The organism is Streptococcus sp. Marseille-Q5855, from assembly GCF_946901985.1.
Taxonomy (GTDB): Bacteria; Bacillota; Bacilli; order Lactobacillales; family Streptococcaceae; genus Streptococcus.
This window is the reverse complement of sequence record NZ_CAMPPR010000002.1, coordinates 294,866-314,467: the sequence shown is the minus strand read 5'-3', so window position 1 is coordinate 314,467 and position 19,602 is coordinate 294,866. Positions and strand designations below refer to the sequence as shown.

The following is a 19,602-nucleotide window of genomic DNA, read 5'->3' as shown; positions in this document are numbered from 1 at the left end:
CGAAGATGAATACGATTTTAAAAAACGATGGAAATTAGTGTAAATGATTTTAAGGAAAAATAAGTAAAAACTCAACTATTTACAAGTGATGATAACTATTTGTAAACGTTTTTCACTTATGGTATAATAAGCATTGTATTTATTGTATATGAATCTGGAGAAAAAATCAAAGATATTTTTGACGGATAATATGAGAACAAGGGAGAATATATGACCTTAGAATGGGAAGAATTTCTAGATCCTTACATTCAAGCTGTTGGTGAGTTAAAGATTAAACTTCGTGGTATTCGCAAGCAATATCGTAAGCAAAATAAGCATTCTCCGATTGAGTTTGTGACGGGTCGGGTCAAGCCAATTGAGAGCATCAAAGAAAAAATGGCTCGTCGTGGCATTACTTATGCGACCTTAGAGCACGATTTGCAGGATATTGCTGGCTTACGTGTGATGGTTCAGTTTGTAGATGACGTCAAGGAAGTAGTGGAGATTTTGCATAAGCGTCAGGATATGCGAATCATACAGGAGCGAGATTACATTACTCATCGAAAGGCTTCAGGCTACCGTTCCTATCATGTGGTAGTAGAATATACGGTTGATACCATCAATGGAGCCAAGACCATTTTGGCAGAAATTCAAATTCGTACCTTGGCCATGAATTTCTGGGCAACGATAGAACATTCTCTCAACTACAAGTACCAAGGGGATTTCCCAGATGAGATTAAGAAGCGACTGGAAATTACAGCTAGAATCGCCCATCAGTTGGATGAAGAAATGGGTGAAATTCGTGATGATATCCAGGAAGCCCAGGCTCTTTTTGATCCCTTGAGTAGAAAATTAAATGACGGTGTAGGAAACAGTGACGATACAGATGAAGAATACAGGTAAACGAATTGATCTGATAGCCAATAGAAAACCGCAGAGTCAAAGGGTTTTGTATGAATTGCGAGATCGTTTGAAGAGAAATCAGTTTATACTCAATGATAGCAGTCCGGACATTGTCATTTCCATTGGTGGAGATGGCATGCTCTTGTCGGCCTTTCATAAGTACGAAGACCAACTTGATAAGGTACGCTTTATCGGTCTTCATACAGGACATCTGGGCTTTTATACCGATTATCGTGATTTTGAGTTGGATAAGTTAATGACCAATTTGCAGCTAGATACCGGAGCAAGGGTTTCTTACCCTGTTCTAAATGTGAAGGTTTTTCTTGGAAATGGAGAGGTCAAGATTTTTCGTGCCCTCAATGAAGCCAGCATCCGCAGGTCTGATCGAACCATGGTGGCAGATATTGTCATCAATGGTATTCCCTTTGAACGTTTTCGTGGAGACGGGCTAACAGTTTCAACGCCGACTGGTAGTACGGCTTATAACAAGTCTCTTGGCGGTGCAGTGTTACATCCTACCATTGAAGCTCTTCAGTTGACGGAAATTGCCAGCCTTAACAATCGCGTCTATCGAACGCTGGGGTCGTCCATTATTGTGCCTAAGAAGGATAAGATTGAACTCATTCCAACGAGAAACGATTATCATACTATTTCGGTTGACAATAGTGTCTATTCTTTTCGTAGTATCGAGCGAATCGAGTATCAAATTGATCATCATAAGATTCACTTTGTCGCGACTCCTAGCCATACCAGTTTCTGGAACCGCGTTAAGGATGCCTTTATCGGCGAGGTGGACGAATGAGGTTTGAATTTATCGCAGATGAGCATGTCAAGGTTAAGACCTTCTTAAAAAAGCACGAGGTTTCTAAGGGGCTTCTGGCCAAGATTAAGTTTCGAGGTGGGGCTATTCTGGTCAATGACCAACCACAAAATGCAACCTATCTATTGGATCTTGGGGACCGCGTTACTATCGATATTCCCGCTGAGGAAGGCTTTGAAACTCTGGAAGCTATCGAGCGCCCACTGGATATTCTCTATGAGGATGACCATTTTCTGCTCTTGAATAAACCCTATGGAGTGGCTTCTATTCCTAGTGTCAATCACTCCAATACCATTGCCAATTTTATCAAGGGTTACTACGTCAAGCAAAATTACGAAAATCAGCAAGTTCACATTGTGACCAGGCTTGATAGGGATACTTCTGGCTTGATGCTCTTTGCCAAGCACGGCTATGCCCATGCACGATTGGACAAGCAGTTGCAGAAAAAGTCCATTGAAAAACGCTACTTTGCTTTGGTTAAAGGTGATGGATACTTGGAGCCAGAGGGGGAAATTATTGCTCCGATTGCGCGTGATGAAGACTCTATTATCACCAGACGAGTGGCAAAAGGAGGAAAGTATGCCCATACTTCCTACAAGATTGTAGCTTCTTATGGAAATATTCATTTAGTTGATATTCACCTGCATACTGGTCGAACCCACCAAATCCGAGTCCATTTTTCTCATATTGGTTTTCCTTTGCTGGGAGATGATTTGTATGGTGGTAGTCTGGACGACGGCATCCAACGTCAGGCTCTGCATTGCCATTACCTATCTTTTTATCATCCATTTTTAGAGCAAGATTTGCAGTTAGAAAGTCCCTTGCCGGATGATTTCAGTAACCTTATTAAACAGTTATCAACTAATACTCAATAAAACATATTAGAGTATAATTTATTATTTTAAAGGAGAAAACTCATGGAAGTTTTTGAAAGTCTAAGAGCCAACCTAGTTGGTAAAAATGTTCGCATCGTTCTACCTGAAGGAAAAGAACCTCGTATTCTTCAAGCTACGAAACGCTTGGTAAAAGAAACAGATGTTATTCCAGTCTTGCTTGGTAAACCAGAAAAAATTAAAATTTACCTTGAAATTGAAGGGATTCACGAGGGTTATGAAGTCATCGACCCTGACCACTACGCTAAGTTTGACGAAATGGTTGCTGCGCTCGTTGAACGTCGAAACGGTAAGATATCAGAAGAAGAAGCTGCTAGACTCTTACGTGAAGACGTTAACTACTTTGGTGTGATGCTAGTATATATGGGCTTGGTTGACGGTATGGTTTCAGGTGCACTTCACTCAACTGCTGCAACAGTTCGTCCAGTCCTTCAAATCATTAAAACTCGTCCTAATGTTACTCGTACTTCAGGTGCCTTCCTAATGACTCGTGGTTCAGAACGTTATCTATTTGGTGACTGTGCTATCAATATCAATCCTGATGCAGATGCCTTGGCTGAAATTGCAATTAACTCAGCAATCACTGCGAAAATGTTTGGTATAGAACCAAAAATTGCTATGTTGAGCTATTCAAGTAAAGGTTCTGGTTTTGGTGAGAACGTTGATAAGGTAGTAGTAGCTACACAACGTGCGCACGAACTACGCCCAGACCTTGAAATAGATGGGGAATTGCAATTTGACGCTGCCTTCCACCCTGAAACAGCAGCTTTAAAAGCTCCAGGAAGTAAAGTGGCTGGACAAGCAACTGTATTCATCTTCCCAAGTATCGAAGCTGGAAATATCGGTTACAAGATTGCAGAACGTCTCGGTGGTTTCTCTGCTGTAGGACCTGTTTTACAAGGTTTGAATAAGCCAGTTAATGACCTTTCACGTGGATGTAGTGCAGAAGATGTTTACAATTTAACCCTTATCACAGCAGCTCAAGCTGTTCATCAATAGTGAAAACTATAAAGCGATATACTATGCTATACTGTAGTTATGAAACTATGTACGAAAAGCACTACAATTAACTCCTGAGAACTAAATTACTGATTGGTGTCAAAAAGGACAACTTCCAAGCGATGATATCCTGTCTATATACGACCTATAGAAATCTGTAATATACATGTCCGTAAAACGATAAATTCCCTTTTGGATTTTATACTCAATAAAAATCAAAGAGCAAACTAGCAAAGATAGGCGCAGGCAGTACTTGAGTACGACAAGCCGACGCTGATATGGTTTGAATTTGATTTTTGAAGAGTATTAAATGAGTATGAAAAGAGAATTTTTTCATGAGAAAACGCATAATATTGAGTGTTTTGACACCTGCTATTATGCGTTTTTTATAATTTTTGCACCTTTCTTAGCCTTTGTTATCGACAAGTATTGTTCTAGCTCCTTGTTTTTAGAATGGCAATTTCCCAGCGAAAGCACCTAGTTTTTTCTTGGTAGTTTCATCGATTTGTTCAAGAGCAGAGTTGATGGCTTGAACGGTCATATCAGAAAGAGTTTCAAGGTCCTCTGGGTCAACGACAGCTGGATTAAAGTCAATGCTGATAACTTTCTTATCTCCAGTTAAGGTCGCTTGGACAAGGTCTTGAGCAGATTTGCCAACAAATTGCATGGCAGCAAGTTCGGCCTGTCTTTGTTCCATTTGTTTTTGAAGTTTTTGTGCTTGGCGCATCATGTTTTGCATGTTCATCATAAGATTTCTAAAGTTCCTTTCATCTCAAGGGGATAATCCTTGTTGTTAACAAGTGCCTGATTTTCTCTCCTAATTGTTATTAGTAGCATAGCCATCAAGCCCAAGTATTGATTTTATTATACCATTTTTTTAAGACATAGTCTTTTATTGGTGAGAGTTATTTATGTCAAGGAGTGATTAGAAATAAATTAAAATAATGATTTTTGCTAAGAGGGGCTCTATTCTAGTTTCATGGAAATGATTTTACTAAAGGTTCGTATGCTTTGTTTACCAATATGTTACCTCTATCTATTTTTGGAAAAATAGTTGTTTATTATTTTTATGCTAATAGTAAAATCTAAATGGTAGTCTACGATTTTTTAGAAAGAAAATGGTACAATATTTCTAATAGAAAATACAATGGGAGGTAAAATGAGGTTATTACCTATAAGAAAAATATCACGTCAGTCTAAAAGATTAGCACTTTTTTTGACGTTTTGTGCTGGATATGTGGATGCTTACACTTTTATTGTGCGAGGGAACACTCTTGTAGCTGGACAAACTGGGAATGTTGTCTTTCTTTCGGTAGAGCTAATACAGAATAATGTTTCGGATGTTAGGGATAAGCTTTTAACCTTAATAGCGTTTATGCTGGGAGTTTTTTTACTAACCATTTATAAGGAAAAATTGAGAATTGTGAAAAAGCCAATTCTGTCACTGATTCCTTTGGCAATCTTATCAATAGTTATTGGTTTTGTGCCTCAGACTGTGGATAATATCTATCTAGTACCTCCCTTGGCATTCTGTATGGGACTGGTGACAACTGCTTTTGGAGAAGTGTCGGGTATTGCTTACAATAATGCCTTTATGACAGGGAATATCAAACGGACCATGCTGGCTTTTGGAGATTATTTCCGGACCAAGCACACTCCTTTTTTGCGTGAAGGGTTCATATTTGTTAGTCTGCTTAGTAGTTTTGTCCTTGGCGTTGTCTTTTCAGCCTATTTGACGATTTTCTATCATGAAAAGACTATTCTTGGTGTTCCTATTATGATGAGTATTTTTTACCTCAGTATGCTTTTTGCCTCGTGGCGGAAAAAAGTCAAAGAAAAAGTTTTATTTTAGGTGTTATTACTTGTAAGAAAATAGGAGATATGCTATACTTGAAGAGTTGACTATGCACGATCCTGTGCAACCGCACGAACATCGTTGCTTGATTATTCAAGTTTAAGTGGTTCGTCCCACGATGCTAGGCGAGTCTTCACAAAAAAATCGGGGAAACCCATAAAAATCATAGGAGGTGCATAATGAGCACATACGCAATTATCAAAACTGGCGGAAAACAAGTTAAAGTTGAAGTTGGTCAAGCAGTTTACGTTGAAAAATTGAACGTTGAAGCTGGTCAAGAAGTTACTTTTAACGAAGTTGTTCTTGTTGGTGGTGAAAACACTGTTGTCGGAACTCCACTTGTTGCTGGAGCTACTGTAGTTGGAACTGTTGAAAAACAAGGAAAACAAAAGAAAGTGGTTACTTATAAGTACAAACCTAAAAAAGGTAGCCACCGTAAACAAGGTCACCGTCAACCATATACTAAAGTTGTCATCAACGCAATAAACGCTTAATTTTAAGGAGAACACATGATACAGGCAGTCTTTGAGAGAGCCGAAGATGGCGAGCTGAGGAGTGCGGAAATTACTGGACACGCCGAGAGTGGCGAATACGGCTTAGATGTCGTGTGTGCATCGGTTTCTACGCTTGCCATTAACTTTATCAATTCTATTGAGAAATTTGCAGGCTATGAACCAATCCTAGAATTAAACGAAGATGAAGGTGGCTATCTGATGGTTGAAATTCCAAAAGACCTGCCTTCACACCAAAGAGAAATGACCCAGTTATTCTTTGAATCATTTTTCTTAGGTATGGCAAACTTATCGGAGAACTCTTCTGAGTTCGTCCAAACCAGAGTTATCACAGAAAACTAACACGGAGGAAAACATTATGTTAAAAATGACTCTTAACAACTTGCAACTTTTCGCCCACAAAAAAGGTGGAGGTTCTACATCAAACGGACGTGATTCACAAGCGAAACGTCTTGGAGCTAAAGCAGCTGACGGACAAACTGTAACAGGTGGATCAATCCTTTACCGTCAACGTGGTACACACATCTATCCAGGTGTAAACGTTGGTCGTGGTGGAGACGATACTTTGTTCGCTAAAGTTGAAGGCGTAGTACGCTTTGAACGTAAAGGACGCGATAAAAAACAAGTTTCTGTTTATCCAATCGCTAAATAAAAAGGTTCAGTGAACCTTTTTATCCTGAGCCTTGAAATGTAAAGGCGAGGAAGCTAGAAATAGCATTAAATAAGGCTTTCCGAGTTTTCGGAGAGCCTATTTTTTTGTTTTGGTACCCATACTTTTTAATATGTATAGTGGATTGAATCTGGAATAGAACACTGCTAAAAATTGATTTGAGTTTCCTAATCGATTTCTTCAGATTCTCTATAAGAACTGTTATCTGGTTTCAAATATTGGCTTGTCGTCCCTTCACTTGTCTGAATGGCTTGAGCCGTTCCTTCTGATAAGGGAAAAGATATTCTTTAGCTGAAACTGTCTGAGAATCCAAGCTAACAGATGGAGAGAAAAATAGCGCCAGCCTGAAGCATACTAGATGAGAGTTGTTGGAAAGCAGTCATCTAGTTTTTCTTTACTGCTTTGGCTTTTTTCTTTGTCATCAGGGAAAGTGACTTGCTTCAAATCAGGGAGTTTAGGAAACTCTTCAAACATCTTGCCCAAGTTGTCTTGTTTTGTAAATTTTACAGCCATAGGTGTACCTCGATTCTAAATTCTACCTTTTCAGCACCAACTAGTAATTTAAAGTTCTCAGGAGTTAGTTGCATTGCTTTTTCATACATAAGCATAGTATGACACTTTATGGTTATTGAACAAGTCTAATCACTCCTTTCAAACTTTTGAAGATGTCCTACAAGTTTTTGAGAAGAATATTGCAAAGTTCATAGTTGAGCAACGATAGAATGAAGTGCTTTTTGAAAACAGCTACACTTCAGGTTAAAAAAATGACATTTCAGATTTTCTGTTCCAGAAATAGCTATCGCTATGATATAATTAGTTTATGATTATTACTATTCCTATAAAAAACCAAAAAGATATTGGCACACCATCTGATTCAGTCGTAGTCCTTGGCTATTTTGATGGTATACACAAGGGGCATCAAGAATTATTTCGTGTTGCCAATAAGGCTGCGAGAAAAGATTTATTACCTATCGTCGTTATGACCTTTAATGAATCTCCAAAGATCGCTTTAGAGCCTTATCATCCGGATCTGTTTTTGCATATTTTGAACCCTGCTGAACGTGAAAGAAAATTAAAGCGCGAAGGTGTAGAAGAATTATATCTCCTTGATTTTAGTAGTCAATTTGCTAGTCTTACGGCAGAAGAATTTTTTGCAACTTATATCAAGGCTATGAATGCCAAAATTATTGTTGCAGGTTTTGATTATACATTTGGTTCTGACAAAAAAACAGCAGAAGATTTAAAGGATTACTTTGATGGAGAAGTTATCATTGTTCCACCTGTAGAAGATGAGAAAGGAAAGATTAGTTCAACTCGTATCCGTCAAGCTATTTTAGATGGAAATGTGAAAGAAGCAGGAGAACTTTTGGGGGCACCGCTTCCATCAAGAGGTATGGTGGTTCATGGCAATGCTCGTGGTCGTACGATTGGTTATCCAACAGCTAATTTGGTGCTTTTAGACCGTACTTATATGCCAGCAGATGGCGTTTATGTCGTTGATGTTGAGATTCAAAGACAGAAGTATCGTGCTATGGCTAGTGTCGGGAAAAATGTGACCTTTGATGGAGAAGAAGCACGTTTTGAAGTCAATATTTTTGATTTTAATCAAGATATTTATGGGGAAACCGTCATGGTTTATTGGCTTGATCGCATTCGAGATATGACAAAATTTGATTCTGTTGACCAATTAGTGGATCAGTTAAAGGCTGATGAAGAAGTCGCTCGGAATTGGTCTTAAGAGCATAAGTAAATAAAAAAGAGGTTGTTTGTAACCCAAAAGATAGATGATTTAGTCTAACTTTTGAGGTCACGACATTACCTCTTTTTATTCTTTTTCAAAGGTAAATCCTTCTCCAAGGATTTCGTGAGCTTCTGTAATAGTTATAAAGGCTTGAGGATCAATTCGATGAATCATTTCCTTCATTTTCACAATCTCATTTCTACCGACAATACAGTAAATGATTTTCAAATCTTTTTGACTATAGTAGCCTTGACCTGAGATGAAAGTAACACCTCTTCCTAGGTCATCATTGATCGCCTTAGCAAGTTGGTCAGGACGTTTTGTGATAATCATAAAGCCTTTACCTGCATAGCCACCTTCTCCAATCAAATCAATGACACGAGAAACGATAAAATCAAATAAGAGCGTGTAGGAAACCAATCTCAAGTCCTTGAAGATAAGGAGAATGAGCATGAGAATACAAAAATCTAAGATAAAAAGTAGTTTCCCCATAGATATATGAGTGTATTTATTGAGAATACGAGCTAGAATATCAGTTCCGCCAGTTGTACCTCCAGCATTAAAAATAATTCCAAGGCCAATTCCCAATAGGATTCCTGCTATAAGGGCTGTGATTAGTAAATCACCTTGAAGATCAATATGAAGGGGAATACGCTCAAAAAAGGCTAACCAGGCGGATAAGGCTAAGGTTCCTAGTAAACTAGAGTAGAGGGATTTTGCTCCAAATATTTTCCAAGCTAGGATGAAAAGGGGAATGTTAATCAGCAGGTTCATGAGGGAAACAGGGATTTTAAAAAGATAAAAGGTGATAAGGGTAATACCTGTCGCCCCTCCTTCAAAGAGATGATGAGGAACTACAAAATAAGTCAGCCCAAAAGCATAAATAGCAGCACCTAGTAAAATGGTAAAAATGGGGTAAATTTTTTTAATCATAGGAAACCTCTTTTCTTATAAGTTGATTATATCAAATTTTTACGGAAAATTTGATTGACTCCATTAGGATTTTTAATCTTTTTTTGATATAATTAGAAGTAAGAAAACCAATCTGAATCCTAAAATAGAAAGATTGATACTATGACAAAAATTAAGATTGTAACCGATTCATCTGTTACTATTGAACCTGAACTCGTAAAACAATTAGATATTACAATTGTTCCATTATCTGTAATGATTGATAATGTTGTTTATTCTGATGCTGATTTGAAAGAAGAAGGTAAATTTCTTCAGTTGATGCAAGCAAGTAAGAATCTTCCTAAGACAAGTCAACCGCCTGTAGGTGTCTTCGCTGAAGTTTTTGAAGACCTATGTAAGGATGGTAGCCAGATTCTTGCTATTCATATGTCCCATGCCCTTTCAGGGACTGTAGAAGCAGCTCGCCAGGGTGCTAGTTTATCTACTGCCGATGTGACAGTTATTGATAGTTCCTTCACTGACCAAGCCTTGAAATTCCAAGTTGTTGAAGCTGCGAAGTTAGCACAAGAAGGTAAAGATATGGAGACGATTTTAGCTCATGTAGAAGAGGTTAAAAACCACACAGAACTCTATATTGGCGTTTCAACTTTGGAAAATCTTGTCAAAGGTGGACGAATTGGCCGTGTAACTGGATTGTTGAGCTCCCTTCTAAATATCCGTGTTGTCATGCAAATGAAAGACCATGAATTGCAGCCAATGGTTAAAGGTCGTGGAGCTAAAACTTTTAAAAAATGGTTAGATGAGTTGATAACATCGCTTTCTGAACGTTCTGTAGCAGAGATTGGAATTTCATATTCTGGTAGTGATGATTGGGCAAAAGAGATGAAAGAAAGCTTACAAGCTTATGTTGAAAAGCCAATTTCTGTTTTGGAAACGGGTTCCATTATTCAAACTCACACGGGTGAGAACGCTTGGGCTATTTTGGTACGTTACTACTCCTAAAAAAATAAAGAAAATGGGAAGAAATAGCGTTTTTAACTTGACCTAAAAGGGATTTTAGGATATGATTATATTTGTTAATTAGAAATTATTTGGAGGAATCGTTAACATGGCAAACAAACAAGATTTGATCGCTAAAGTAGCAGAAGCTACAGAATTGACTAAGAAAGACTCAGCAGCAGCAGTTGAAGCTGTATTTGCGGCGGTAGCTGACTATCTTGCAGCTGGTGAAAAAGTTCAATTGATCGGTTTTGGTAACTTTGAAGTTCGTGAGCGTGCAGAACGTAAAGGTCGCAACCCACAAACTGGTAAAGAAATGACAATTGCAGCTTCTAAAGTTCCAGCATTCAAAGCTGGTAAAGCTCTTAAAGACGCTGTTAAATAATCAGCCTTTAAAAAGCCTATCATATCAAGCATTTGAGCTTGTATGACAGGCTTTTCTTTTGGTTTTGGGGCATTTTTGGGGCATAGACTAATACTTTTCCATGACATCTGCTACCGTTGATTTCATTTGTTTTGTGATGTGAGTATATATTTGAGTGGTTGTTTTTGCATCGGAGTGCCCCACACGATCCATAATAGCTTTAAGAGGTACATTGTTTTCAGCAAGTCGACTTACCAGCGTGTGACGGAATATGTGGCTAGTAAGGTTTTTCTGGATTGGTGTTTCAAGTCTTTCATTAGCTTTCTTTAGAGCTAGATTAAAAGAGTTTGTTTGCAAAGGAACTCCATTCTTTGTGGTGAAGATGAAGCCCATGTCTTTATAACGAGGATTGATATTCTTCTCCAGTTCATTCATGAACTCCATCTCTTCTAATATCTCTTTTTCACGGGTGGTCATGACGGTTTCGCGATAGGATGCCAGGGTTTTCGGTGAAGTCTTTTCACCTTTCTGATATCCATTTGTGTGGTCGTAGGTTCCGTGAAGCTGCAGGGTGTTAGATTCATAATCAACATTATGAGGCTCTATCCCCACAGCTTCCCCAATACGACAGCCATTTAGGCTCATGAATTCAGAGAGTAGTCCGATTCGATAGGTGCTTGGCCTACGATACAACTCTTTCAGCAGTAGTTTGATTTCATCTTCTTCAAGATATTTCTGTCCTACCTTTTTCCAATCTTCTAATGTCTTTTGAACTCTTGGAAGCTTAGCTCTCCTAGCTGGATTATCCTTAATAATGCCAAGGTCTATTGCATAATCAAAAGCAAGATTTAGCATGGACTTATTTCGCTCTTTTTTATTCCTTGAGCAATCGAGTTTATCTAGATATGATTGAACATATTTTGGATCAATTTTAGAAACTTTGATACCAATTCCGAAGTCATCTTTTATCTCTTTGATATTTCCGCTTAATGAAGCGATAGAAGAACGTTTAATCTCTTGTTTGTAGAATGACCACCACTGGTCGAAAAGTTCCGTAAAAAGCATTTCTGAGCTTTCTAGTTCACTCAGAATATTTGCTATCTTTATTTCAAGTTGTTTCTGAGCTTCTTTTCGAATACGAGGAGTATCTTTTTCCATGAGAATCGATACTCTGGACCATTTTTCAGTGTATGGATTTTTGTACCTCTCAATAAAATTTACTTTTCCGCTTTTATGTTGTTCCATCCACATTGATTTTCACCTCATTTCTTGATAAAATAGGTATAGTAAAACAGGCTTTTTAATGCCTTTTACTATACATGATTTCCTCACGCTCAGACTCGCCAAAGTTTTGAGAGCGTGGGGCTTTTTTAGTTTTTAAAAAGGGAAGCAACGGTTAAGTTACTTCCCCTGGCACGCTAAGGTGCAAAGTCTAAAATTATGAGGGCTTGCCTCTAAGTAACTTAATTATATCATAGACTCAAACTTATTCCAAGCCGATGCCAACTTTGGCAGTTAATAAGTAAGCACCATCTTCTTGTTTGCTAAATGTCAAAGTAACGCTTCGGAGTTTTGTTCCTGCTGAAGAATATGAAACCGTTCTGCTTTCATGGTCATTGACAGTAGTAGTGTTTATATTGTTTGGCTCTCCATGAACGCTAACAATATCGTCGTAGTTAGTTCCGCCAGCTCCATAATTCATGATGTCGCCCATCTGAAGAGCGTCAAACTGTTCTTTTGTCCAGTTAAATTTAGCATCCTCTTCTTTTTGTGATGATTCGATAGAAGAACTTACTGAGCTGACAGTTTCTTCAACATTTTTAGCAGCGTCGTTCAAAGCACGAGCATACATCAATTGAGTAGCGATAACAATAACCATTGACACAACTGCTAAAACTGTACCAATGATAGCCAACATTTTTGGTCTTTTTCTGTTAATAGCTAGACCTATCAAGCCCAATATAAGCGCTAAGATAGCAATAACAAAAGATAGATTATTAATAATAGGCATCCAAGACCCAAATAGAGCGATTGCTCCGAAAATAATAGCCAAAATACCTAAAACTTTGCGTTCTTCATTCATAATGAAACCTCTCCCAGCTTTTAATGTGGATCAGTTATTGCACATTTTTTATTTCCATTTTTCGCAACTATTTCCAAAATGGAAACAGTTTCTAGATAAAAAGAAAAGTAGCCGTATCAAATACGGCTACCATCACGTTATGGATCTAAAATCCAAATGTAAACTTTATGGAGCTAAACTCCTAATAGCTGTATTGTAATATAATTATTAAAAAATGTCAAGAGATTAGAAAAGGTATAATTCTTTTAACTTTTCGTTAATTTTGTCCAATGTGTTATCAGATACTTTCATTTTTCCGATTGGATCTAATCTATTTTTCTTTAAAATTCTATCTTTGCTGATTGTTTGAAGGTTATTACACTTGGCATAAGAACGCTTAATGTATTTTTTGTAGTATTGAGTTAATTCAATAATGTCAGTTATTTCTGATTGTGTCTGTTTAAGGTTATCATCGTCTATTATCTTAGGTTGAATTATTTCGTTTGAAAATTGTTCTGTATAAGCTTGGTAGACATCCGATAAGGCAGCTTCAGTAATTGCATTATTGGAATCTAAATATTTTAGGTAGGCAAATAATTCTTTGTGTAATTTTTCAATATATTCATCAAGCAAAATAGAAGGATATTCCGCAATGACTTCGTCTATGAGTACAGTATCTATTTGATTTTTAGATGTTAGAGGAATTACTGTAAGTGTTTTTTTATAGGGACTATCTACTTTGTCTAAGACAATAGCCCAATGATTATTTGATAATTCTCCGCCTATATTTACACCGAACTCTACGAATATCAGAGAGCCACGACTGAATTTCCAATATTTTCTTTTTTGAGTCTTAGCTTCAAATAAGAATTGTTCAGATTGTCTTTTAACTGCTGGTGCAAGAAATCTGTATTTAGAAGATGTATGTTTTGCTTTACCAAGTTTATAGAGTTTTTCAACTTCTATGTAGTTTTGTTTGGTTTGTTCAAAATATGGATTTTCTTTGTTCATTTTATTCCCCTCTATACACCCCGACAACTGCATAGATCTTGATGTGTGTGTCTTCGGCTGGTGGGAAGTCTAGGATGATGTCCTCGTACTTGTCATTGAGCGATACGAGGCGTAAGCGTCCGTTTTCGGTATATATCTTCTTAAAGTAAGAACGGTCTCCGTATGCGATAACTGCTAGGTCTCCACTATAGGTAGTCAGTCCTTTGTCTACTAAATAGAGAATGTCTCCGTCTTGGTAGTCAGGTTGCATGGAGTCTCCGCTAACTTTAGTCGCAATATCGTAGCGTGGTGGTCGCTCGTCAACCTCTATAGTCTCTCTGTCTGTATCGTCGTATCCGAATCCATAGTTGAATCCACAAGCTGCTGCCGTCTCAGATACTACCTCAACTTTGTACAAACTGATAACCTCCGATACTTCGTTTATCTTCGTTTCTTCTTCGTTTTTCTGCTCGTTCAGTTGCCTCTCAGCATAGGTTAGGACTTTGCCTTGTCTAGGCGGTTCTAGTTGGTCGTAGATGGATTGGATTGGGGAAGTGGTGGGTGCAGGAGAATTTGATAACCTTGGGTCAATAACTTCAATAGGAACTTCAAAGAAATCAGCAAGTATTTCTGCATTCTTTTTGGAAGGTAATCTTTTTCCTGCAAAATATTGGCTTAGTGTGCTTTGAGATATACCTGAACCCTTAACAATATCTTGCTGATTATATCCTTTTTCTTGTTTTAATTTGTTCAAATTATCAGATATGTCTGTTCTCAGTTTCAACTCTAATGGAGTAAGCGTTCCTCTTCCTACCATAGTAATCCCCTTCCTATATTCTTTTAATGAGATTGTATCACATTTTTAAAGAAAATCAAAATTATTTTAAAAAAAATCAAAAAAATTATTGACAATATCTCATTAATGCGATATAATTAAATCAAGCTTAAGGAAATAACAAAAACAAAGCGGAGGGAAACACAATGAATAAAGGACTTACAACACAAGAACAAATCGCACTAGCAAAAGAAATCTTACAAGTTAAGAACCGCAGAGAACGCTCACTTAAACTAGGAGAAATCCTAGATCGTGAAAAACTATCATCAGATGATATGTACGCATTGTACAACACAATACTAACAGCCATCAGAGTTTACGGCGATGTCATCGGATTCGATGATAAAGACTTTCAAGAAATGGCTCTTACAATCTTAGTTCTTGAAAAGGTTGAAGAGGCTAAACAAGCTAGGGTAGCGTAGAGAGGTGCAATTCCTCTCCTAGCTATTGCTCTAAGAGCAAAATAAAAAAGGAGGTAAGGCAAATGATGGAACACATCATAAAAAGCCTAGCAACCAAGGACACTGCAACCGTCATCTTGGCACTAGGCTTAGTCAGAGAAGCACGTTTGTGGCACAAACAAATTTTAGAACACAAACGTAAGCTTCAAAACAAAAAGTAGAGAAAGGGGCAGAAGCCCCAACCTCTACTTGATAGTGTACCATCATTTGCCGTGAAAAGCAATGGATGAAAATACAGGATTGATAATCCTAGCAGGATTTGTGATTGTATCTTTCACTATTCGTAAGATAGTGGAATACCGATGTGATAAAAAAGATAAGGAGTAGGAAAATGGAAAGTGTTTTTTCAGCGGTTCTCGTATCAGTAATTACTTCATTTTTGGTGACGGTAATGCTATTGCGAGGATATTCGAATAGATTGACCGAAATGCTTGAGAATTTCTTTGACAATGAATTGCAAGCACGAAAAGAGATACAAAAACTTACTTTAGATACAATGGATAGAATTGCTAATAAATACAAATAGAGCAAAAGTTTTTACCAAAAGGTGTCATCGAAACGCTTTGTTTTGTAATATCTAATTCCAAGTTTTTTTCGTGGAGTAATTCTTTATAAAAATCTACCAATTGATTGTGTTCTAAATTGTGATATAAAGAATCATCTGCTAATGGATTGATGCGATCAACAAATATTAAACCTAGGCGTTCTAAATTTGAAATTGAAGATGAGTTATTATCTATAATTTTGATTAACTCATTTGATAAAACATCGTGTTCTGGTAAAAATACATTTGTCTTTAAATCTTTGTAAGAATATGTTCCAGGAGTGTTGCTTGAATACTTAGCTATAGGATATTTTTTATTATCAAAAATAAACCTGAGGTTTTTAGCATCTAGTGGGGATAATTGTTTAATGATCTCAATATACGAATGGTGTAAAATATCATTTTTTGAACTATCAAATGATGCAGCTAATAAAGACGCGAACATTTCTCTGATTTCTTCTTCATCAATATAAAACTTTGAAGCTTCTAGAGCAGGACCGATTATACTAAGCTTTGGTTCTTGTAGTTGTTCATCAGGGATTTTGAAAGCTTTATCTATAAAGGATTGTGCGTATTTCACGTCATTGACTTCACGTTTTAAATTAGCTCTCATCAAGAAGCTATTTACTCCACCAAAAAAATACTTCCACGCTTCATTAAAAGTGTGAGCGGGAGCTTCCGCCCCTTTTGTAGCCATAGTAGTTGCAAAAGAAGTTAATATTGTTGGTAATAAATCATCCATTAGGAATTCCTCGTTTCTTAAAATTACTGCTAATGTAGCAGTTTATATAAAACAACGCATCGGTCTTGAGACTGATTTTTGGAGACAATCATGGAAGACAAAATCATCGAACTTGCTGATTACTTTATCAGTGAAAACACAACGTACAGAGAAGCTAAAATAGCATGTGAGAAGCTATTGAAACAAGTTAGCCATGAGATAGAACTCAGGGCGTTGGAAAGTAAGACGAGGGTATAAAATGAGACCAAGACGATATCCGTATAGTTTCAAACCGAATCTGATGAACATTTTAGATAGTCGCTTCTATACACGGCTAATTGTTGAAACAGAGGATGGAGCAAAAAAAATAGCAGAAGTCACACTAGATGATGTAACTTCTGCTGCAGGATATGTTGTAAGGTTAAGACCAAATTATGACTAGCCTTTGGGTGGGAATGGATCTTTACCGTGGCTGTCACGACTTTGAATTTTCCCATCTTTGCCATGAATGATAAGTTCGGAACCTTGATTTCGTGAAATCTGTCTAGCAATATTTTCAGCTTCACTCTTTGTAGTAGTATGAACAGTTGCTCTTGAATTGCCAGCACCTTTCACGTTCCAACCACCATTTTTGGCAGGGACAACATGCTGATTTTTACCCATGATTAAATCTCCTTTCTTCTGAAATTTTGACTAAAACGGGAGAGGTCTTAGTCAAGATATATTATAACTCAAACATTTTTGTTTGTCAACATATTGTATAAGAGAGGGTGTAATGTGCTTGAAAAACACAACATATGGTATTTTCGATGTGGGATAAAATTGAAAAACAATTAAAAATAAAAGGCTGGTCGATGTATCGTTTAGCTAAAGAATCAAATGTCCATCCATCTAATTTTTCTAACCTAAAGGCTGGTAGGATGAAAGAGATGTCGTGGACGAATATGTGCAAAATCGCTGATGCACTGGAAGTCAGCTTGGATGAATTAAGATAAGGGGGTGAGTGCGTGCAGGAAATGAATCTTAAAAAGTGGATGGTAGTTAAAGATTTAACTGTTGCAGAATTTGCTGAAAAGATTGGGGTGTCACCTCAGACAGTCACAAACTGGCGAAAAGGTCATACGATGCCAAATAGTAAATATATTCCAATTATCGAACAGATTCTCGGAATTAAATATCAAGATATTACATGGACAGAAACGTCTTAATTTTTTCAAAAAAATATCTCAATAATGAGATCGAAGGAAGGCTGAATGAAAATAAGCGAAGAGAAAGGAGAGCGTATGACAGATTTTAAAAACTTGAATGTCCAACTAATCTTTCAGAAATGCAACGGATGATTACACAGCGGTTAAAAATGATTTTCTGAGAGATCCAAAACTTGAACCTGCGACAATTGGGATATTGATGGTTATTCTCAGCAATAAAGAGAATTGGCTTGTATATCCAGAGGAAATAGCCAGACGGTTGAATATTAGCCGCGAAATGGTTTTAAGGCATTTCAAAAAGATTGAAAAAGCTGGATATTTACGGACTGTCAAAAAAAGCCTCGGCAGAGGGAGAGGAGTTCAGACTTTCAGATTCTTCTCAGATACAAAAATAACTGATTTTCAATTTGAAATTATGTTGCAACGTCTTGATGAAGCGATAGCTATGAAGAAGTCTGAGTTATCCACAATTACTTAATACAAAGTTGCATTTTACAACATTGTATTTTACAACATTGTATTTTACAACATTGCATTTTACAACGTTGTAAAATAAGGCACTAATAAATATTAACTAACAACAAGTATTAAATAACAATAAATATTAAAAGACAACAAGTCCTACTTCTCTAAATAAATGAAAGAGAGGGTAGAAAAAATAAATACAAAGGAGAAGGAAATGAGACCAAGACGATATCCATATAGTTTCAAACCAAATCTGATGAACATTTTAGATAGTCGCTTTTATACACGGCTAATTGTTGAAACAGAGGATGGAGCGAAAAAAATAGCAGAAGTCACACTAGATGATGTAACCACTGCTACAGGATATGTTGTAAGGCTAAGACCAAATTATGACTAGCCTTTAGGTGGGAATGGATCTTTACCGTGGCTGTCACGGCTTTGAATTTTCCCATTTTTGCCATGAATGATAAGTTCGGAACCTTGATTTCGTGAAATCTGTCTAGCAATATTTGTAGCTTCACTCTTTGTAGTAGTGTGAACAGTTGCTCTTGAATTGCCAGCGCCTTTCACGTTCCAACCACCATTTTTGGCAGGGACAACATGCTGATTTTTGCCCATGCTTAAATCTCCTTTCTATTGGAATTTTGACTAAAACGGGAGAGGTCTTAGTCAAGAATGATTATAACATAGATAGCAGAAAAGCACAACATGTTGTTAATCATATATGTGTGTTAAACAACATATAGTGTTTTTGGAGGTATAACATGTGGGAACAATTAAACAGAATTATGCAGGAAAGAAATTTGAACGGACATCAATTATCTAAGATGGCTGGAGTCAATCGAAGTTTCTTTTCTGACCTGAAAAGCGGAAAAGTCAAATACCTTTCTTGGCCGAATATATGCAAAGTCGCTGATGCGTTAGGCATCAGCATAGATGAACTAAGATAAAATAAAAAAGCACCTGACGGCAATCAGGCGCATACTTAAATATTCAACATGATTATAACACGAAAGAGAGGAAATTGCATGCCGAAAACAGAAATTACTTATAAGCCAGTTGATGTGGACGAAAAAGCTACGCATGGTGATTACAAACATCTTTGTCAGAGGTGGGAAGGGTTGACTCCAGGGACTGCAAAAGTCTGGGCAGGTGAAATGCGAGAACATCCAGACTTCAAGCAGTTCATCGATAATCCAACTCATAAGATTGTATTTATTGACTACGAAGGATTTCGCATGTTTGTCAAATGGAAAAGTCGTAATCGCTATCGTACGAAGAAAGAAACTTTATCAGAAATGCTTGAGAATATGAAAAAAGAAAAAATGTTAGGAGTATAAAAATGTTTGAACCACCATTAGTTAGCCAATTATTAGGAACTGGCGCAGTGATTTTAGGATTTATCAGCGCAGGAATCCTAGTTCATCAGATGGAGAAACAGGAAGAGGAAGAAAGACGTTTGCAAGAAGAATATGACACGCAAGTGGTTAGAGCTTGTAATGAATTGCTTGAAATGGGTCGTGAAATTGAAAGAGAACAAATCCGCAAGAATATCCGTCGGGAGTTCAAAGGCTTTACCTACGACAATGAACCGCCTGTAGGATTGCGCCCTGAGCCACTAGCCTTGCCAGAACCACGAAGAGCACGCCATGCAAAGTATTTGGGATAG

The 19,602-nt window shown here is 37.3% G+C and carries 33 protein-coding genes, 1 pseudogene and 1 other annotated feature; of the genes and pseudogenes, 23 read left to right on the top strand and 11 right to left on the bottom strand.

Going from position 1 to position 19,602, the window contains the following annotated elements; all coding sequences use genetic code 11:
• The first annotated feature begins 210 nt into the window (after positions 1-210).
• Genes OC529_RS04145 through pta form a run of 4 tightly spaced genes read left to right on the top strand, consistent with a single transcriptional unit; the run spans position 211 to position 3,594 of the window.
• Positions 211-882 (top strand): GTP pyrophosphokinase family protein, encoded by a 672-nt coding sequence (locus tag OC529_RS04145; protein WP_000171681.1) that lies wholly within the window; start codon positions 211-213, stop codon positions 880-882.
• A complete protein-coding gene (locus OC529_RS04140; RefSeq protein ID WP_262081545.1) occupies positions 866-1,684 on the top strand; it encodes an NAD kinase in 819 nt (272 codons plus the stop codon). The genes OC529_RS04145 and OC529_RS04140 overlap by 17 nt, the downstream gene beginning before the upstream one ends.
• Positions 1,681-2,577: an RluA family pseudouridine synthase gene (locus OC529_RS04135; protein WP_262081544.1), complete on the top strand. Its 897-nt coding sequence runs from the start codon at positions 1,681-1,683 to the stop codon at positions 2,575-2,577. Before OC529_RS04140 ends, OC529_RS04135 begins: the two co-directional genes overlap by 4 nt.
• Before the next feature lie 42 nt (positions 2,578-2,619).
• Positions 2,620-3,594: a phosphate acetyltransferase gene (gene pta, locus OC529_RS04130; RefSeq protein ID WP_262081543.1), complete on the top strand. Its 975-nt coding sequence runs from the start codon at positions 2,620-2,622 to the stop codon at positions 3,592-3,594.
• A 448-nt stretch (positions 3,595-4,042) separates the two neighbouring features.
• On the opposite strand, the gene OC529_RS04125 is transcribed toward pta, so the two are convergent.
• Positions 4,043-4,342: a YbaB/EbfC family nucleoid-associated protein gene (locus tag OC529_RS04125; protein WP_262081542.1), complete on the bottom strand. Its 300-nt coding sequence runs from the start codon at positions 4,340-4,342 to the stop codon at positions 4,043-4,045.
• A gap of 399 nt (positions 4,343-4,741) precedes the next feature.
• On the opposite strand from OC529_RS04125, the gene OC529_RS04120 reads away from it, so the two are divergent.
• The 4 genes from OC529_RS04120 to rpmA all read left to right on the top strand — a co-directional run bounded on the left by OC529_RS04120 (position 4,742) and on the right by rpmA (position 6,613).
• Positions 4,742-5,446, top strand: coding sequence for a YoaK family protein (locus tag OC529_RS04120; RefSeq protein WP_262081541.1), 705 nt, complete (start codon positions 4,742-4,744; stop codon positions 5,444-5,446).
• A gap of 58 nt (positions 5,447-5,504) precedes the next feature.
• Positions 5,505-5,592, top strand: a sequence feature (ribosomal protein L21 leader region).
• 36 nt (positions 5,593-5,628) lie between these two features.
• Positions 5,629-5,943, top strand: a complete 315-nt coding sequence (rplU, locus tag OC529_RS04115) for a 50S ribosomal protein L21 (protein ID WP_000109141.1) — start codon at positions 5,629-5,631, stop codon at positions 5,941-5,943.
• Positions 5,944-5,958: 15 nt separating this feature from the next.
• Positions 5,959-6,303, top strand: a complete 345-nt coding sequence (locus tag OC529_RS04110) for a ribosomal-processing cysteine protease Prp (protein ID WP_000613699.1) — start codon at positions 5,959-5,961, stop codon at positions 6,301-6,303.
• Positions 6,304-6,319: 16 nt separating this feature from the next.
• Entirely contained in the window at positions 6,320-6,613 is a 294-nt protein-coding gene (gene rpmA / locus OC529_RS04105; protein ID WP_000916509.1) for a 50S ribosomal protein L27, read from the top strand.
• Positions 6,614-6,822: 209 nt separating this feature from the next.
• On the opposite strand, the pseudogene OC529_RS04100 reads toward rpmA, so the two are convergent.
• Both OC529_RS04100 and OC529_RS04095 read right to left on the bottom strand, forming a co-directional pair.
• Positions 6,823-6,956, bottom strand: a pseudogene (locus tag OC529_RS04100) (TIGR03943 family protein); the annotation flags it as partial.
• A gap of 29 nt (positions 6,957-6,985) precedes the next feature.
• A complete protein-coding gene (locus OC529_RS04095) occupies positions 6,986-7,144 on the bottom strand; it encodes an SPJ_0845 family protein (RefSeq protein WP_173282886.1) in 159 nt (52 codons plus the stop codon).
• Between the two features lie 307 nt (positions 7,145-7,451).
• On the opposite strand from OC529_RS04095, the gene OC529_RS04090 reads away from it, so the two are divergent.
• Positions 7,452-8,369, top strand: a complete 918-nt coding sequence (locus OC529_RS04090; protein ID WP_000587437.1) for a bifunctional riboflavin kinase/FAD synthetase — start codon at positions 7,452-7,454, stop codon at positions 8,367-8,369.
• 87 nt (positions 8,370-8,456) lie between these two features.
• On the opposite strand, the gene OC529_RS04085 is transcribed toward OC529_RS04090, so the two are convergent.
• Positions 8,457-9,305 (bottom strand): YitT family protein, encoded by an 849-nt coding sequence (locus OC529_RS04085; protein ID WP_023942678.1) that lies wholly within the window; start codon positions 9,303-9,305, stop codon positions 8,457-8,459.
• A gap of 141 nt (positions 9,306-9,446) precedes the next feature.
• Between OC529_RS04085 and OC529_RS04080 the strand changes: the two genes are divergently transcribed.
• Together OC529_RS04080 and OC529_RS04075 are read left to right on the top strand one after the other, a co-directional pair.
• A complete protein-coding gene (locus OC529_RS04080) occupies positions 9,447-10,286 on the top strand; it encodes a DegV family protein (RefSeq protein WP_262081540.1) in 840 nt (279 codons plus the stop codon).
• A gap of 106 nt (positions 10,287-10,392) precedes the next feature.
• The gene (locus tag OC529_RS04075; protein WP_001284639.1) at positions 10,393-10,668 is read left to right on the top strand and encodes an HU family DNA-binding protein; all 276 of its coding nucleotides are present in this window, start codon (positions 10,393-10,395) and stop codon (positions 10,666-10,668) included.
• Between the two features lie 87 nt (positions 10,669-10,755).
• On the opposite strand, the gene OC529_RS04070 is transcribed toward OC529_RS04075, so the two are convergent.
• The 4 genes from OC529_RS04070 to OC529_RS04055 all read right to left on the bottom strand — a co-directional run bounded on the left by OC529_RS04070 (position 10,756) and on the right by OC529_RS04055 (position 14,516).
• Positions 10,756-11,898: a tyrosine-type recombinase/integrase gene (locus OC529_RS04070; RefSeq protein WP_262081539.1), complete on the bottom strand. Its 1,143-nt coding sequence runs from the start codon at positions 11,896-11,898 to the stop codon at positions 10,756-10,758.
• 235 nt (positions 11,899-12,133) lie between these two features.
• Complete coding sequence (locus tag OC529_RS04065; protein WP_261062120.1) at positions 12,134-12,730, bottom strand: CD20-like domain-containing protein; 597 nt, start codon at positions 12,728-12,730, stop codon at positions 12,134-12,136.
• A 225-nt stretch (positions 12,731-12,955) separates the two neighbouring features.
• On the bottom strand, positions 12,956-13,720 hold the full coding sequence (locus OC529_RS04060) for a type II toxin-antitoxin system PemK/MazF family toxin (RefSeq protein ID WP_262081538.1): 765 nt from the start codon (positions 13,718-13,720) through the stop codon (positions 12,956-12,958).
• A gap of 1 nt (position 13,721) precedes the next feature.
• Entirely contained in the window at positions 13,722-14,516 is a 795-nt protein-coding gene (locus tag OC529_RS04055) for a helix-turn-helix transcriptional regulator (protein ID WP_164226326.1), read from the bottom strand.
• Between the two features lie 164 nt (positions 14,517-14,680).
• Between OC529_RS04055 and OC529_RS04050 the strand changes: the two genes are divergently transcribed.
• From OC529_RS04050 to OC529_RS04040, 3 genes are all read left to right on the top strand, one after another.
• A complete protein-coding gene (locus OC529_RS04050; RefSeq protein ID WP_023947981.1) occupies positions 14,681-14,956 on the top strand; it encodes a hypothetical protein in 276 nt (91 codons plus the stop codon).
• A gap of 62 nt (positions 14,957-15,018) precedes the next feature.
• Positions 15,019-15,156, top strand: a complete 138-nt coding sequence (locus OC529_RS04045) for a hypothetical protein (protein ID WP_153192915.1) — start codon at positions 15,019-15,021, stop codon at positions 15,154-15,156.
• A gap of 170 nt (positions 15,157-15,326) precedes the next feature.
• A complete protein-coding gene (locus tag OC529_RS04040; protein ID WP_262081537.1) occupies positions 15,327-15,521 on the top strand; it encodes a hypothetical protein in 195 nt (64 codons plus the stop codon).
• On the opposite strand, the gene OC529_RS04035 is transcribed toward OC529_RS04040, so the two are convergent.
• Positions 15,505-16,281: a DUF4393 domain-containing protein gene (locus OC529_RS04035; protein WP_050390781.1), complete on the bottom strand. Its 777-nt coding sequence runs from the start codon at positions 16,279-16,281 to the stop codon at positions 15,505-15,507. The two genes, OC529_RS04040 and OC529_RS04035, sit on opposite strands and share 17 nt — an antisense overlap.
• 90 nt (positions 16,282-16,371) lie before the next feature.
• Between OC529_RS04035 and OC529_RS04030 the strand changes: the two genes are divergently transcribed.
• Positions 16,372-16,518, top strand: coding sequence for a hypothetical protein (locus OC529_RS04030; RefSeq protein ID WP_000389581.1), 147 nt, complete (start codon positions 16,372-16,374; stop codon positions 16,516-16,518).
• 1 nt (position 16,519) lies between these two features.
• Complete coding sequence (locus OC529_RS04025) at positions 16,520-16,702, top strand: hypothetical protein (protein ID WP_164226327.1); 183 nt, start codon at positions 16,520-16,522, stop codon at positions 16,700-16,702.
• Here the strand turns inward: OC529_RS04025 and OC529_RS04020 are convergent.
• Positions 16,699-16,923, bottom strand: coding sequence for a DUF2188 domain-containing protein (locus tag OC529_RS04020; RefSeq protein ID WP_164226328.1), 225 nt, complete (start codon positions 16,921-16,923; stop codon positions 16,699-16,701). The genes OC529_RS04025 and OC529_RS04020 overlap by 4 nt on opposite strands.
• Positions 16,924-17,069: 146 nt before the next feature.
• Between OC529_RS04020 and OC529_RS04015 the strand changes: the two genes are divergently transcribed.
• From OC529_RS04015 to OC529_RS04000, 4 genes are all read left to right on the top strand, one after another.
• The gene (locus OC529_RS04015; protein WP_262081536.1) at positions 17,070-17,255 is read left to right on the top strand and encodes a helix-turn-helix domain-containing protein; all 186 of its coding nucleotides are present in this window, start codon (positions 17,070-17,072) and stop codon (positions 17,253-17,255) included.
• Between the two features lie 21 nt (positions 17,256-17,276).
• A complete protein-coding gene (locus OC529_RS04010) occupies positions 17,277-17,468 on the top strand; it encodes a helix-turn-helix domain-containing protein (protein WP_239499797.1) in 192 nt (63 codons plus the stop codon).
• Positions 17,469-17,667: 199 nt separating this feature from the next.
• Positions 17,668-17,946 (top strand): transcriptional regulator, encoded by a 279-nt coding sequence (locus tag OC529_RS04005; protein ID WP_410096176.1) that lies wholly within the window; start codon positions 17,668-17,670, stop codon positions 17,944-17,946.
• A gap of 201 nt (positions 17,947-18,147) precedes the next feature.
• Positions 18,148-18,330: a hypothetical protein gene (locus OC529_RS04000; protein ID WP_023947987.1), complete on the top strand. Its 183-nt coding sequence runs from the start codon at positions 18,148-18,150 to the stop codon at positions 18,328-18,330.
• Here OC529_RS04000 and OC529_RS03995 read toward each other — a convergent pair.
• A complete protein-coding gene (locus OC529_RS03995; protein ID WP_262081535.1) occupies positions 18,327-18,551 on the bottom strand; it encodes a DUF2188 domain-containing protein in 225 nt (74 codons plus the stop codon). The two genes, OC529_RS04000 and OC529_RS03995, sit on opposite strands and share 4 nt — an antisense overlap.
• A gap of 146 nt (positions 18,552-18,697) precedes the next feature.
• On the opposite strand from OC529_RS03995, the gene OC529_RS03990 reads away from it, so the two are divergent.
• The 3 genes from OC529_RS03990 (at position 18,698) to OC529_RS03980 (ending at position 19,602) form a co-directional block, all read left to right on the top strand.
• Positions 18,698-18,883, top strand: a complete 186-nt coding sequence (locus tag OC529_RS03990) for a helix-turn-helix domain-containing protein (protein WP_049492603.1) — start codon at positions 18,698-18,700, stop codon at positions 18,881-18,883.
• 78 nt (positions 18,884-18,961) lie between these two features.
• Positions 18,962-19,273: a hypothetical protein gene (locus OC529_RS03985; protein ID WP_061759964.1), complete on the top strand. Its 312-nt coding sequence runs from the start codon at positions 18,962-18,964 to the stop codon at positions 19,271-19,273.
• A 2-nt stretch (positions 19,274-19,275) separates the two neighbouring features.
• Complete coding sequence (locus OC529_RS03980) at positions 19,276-19,602, top strand: hypothetical protein (protein WP_262081412.1); 327 nt, start codon at positions 19,276-19,278, stop codon at positions 19,600-19,602.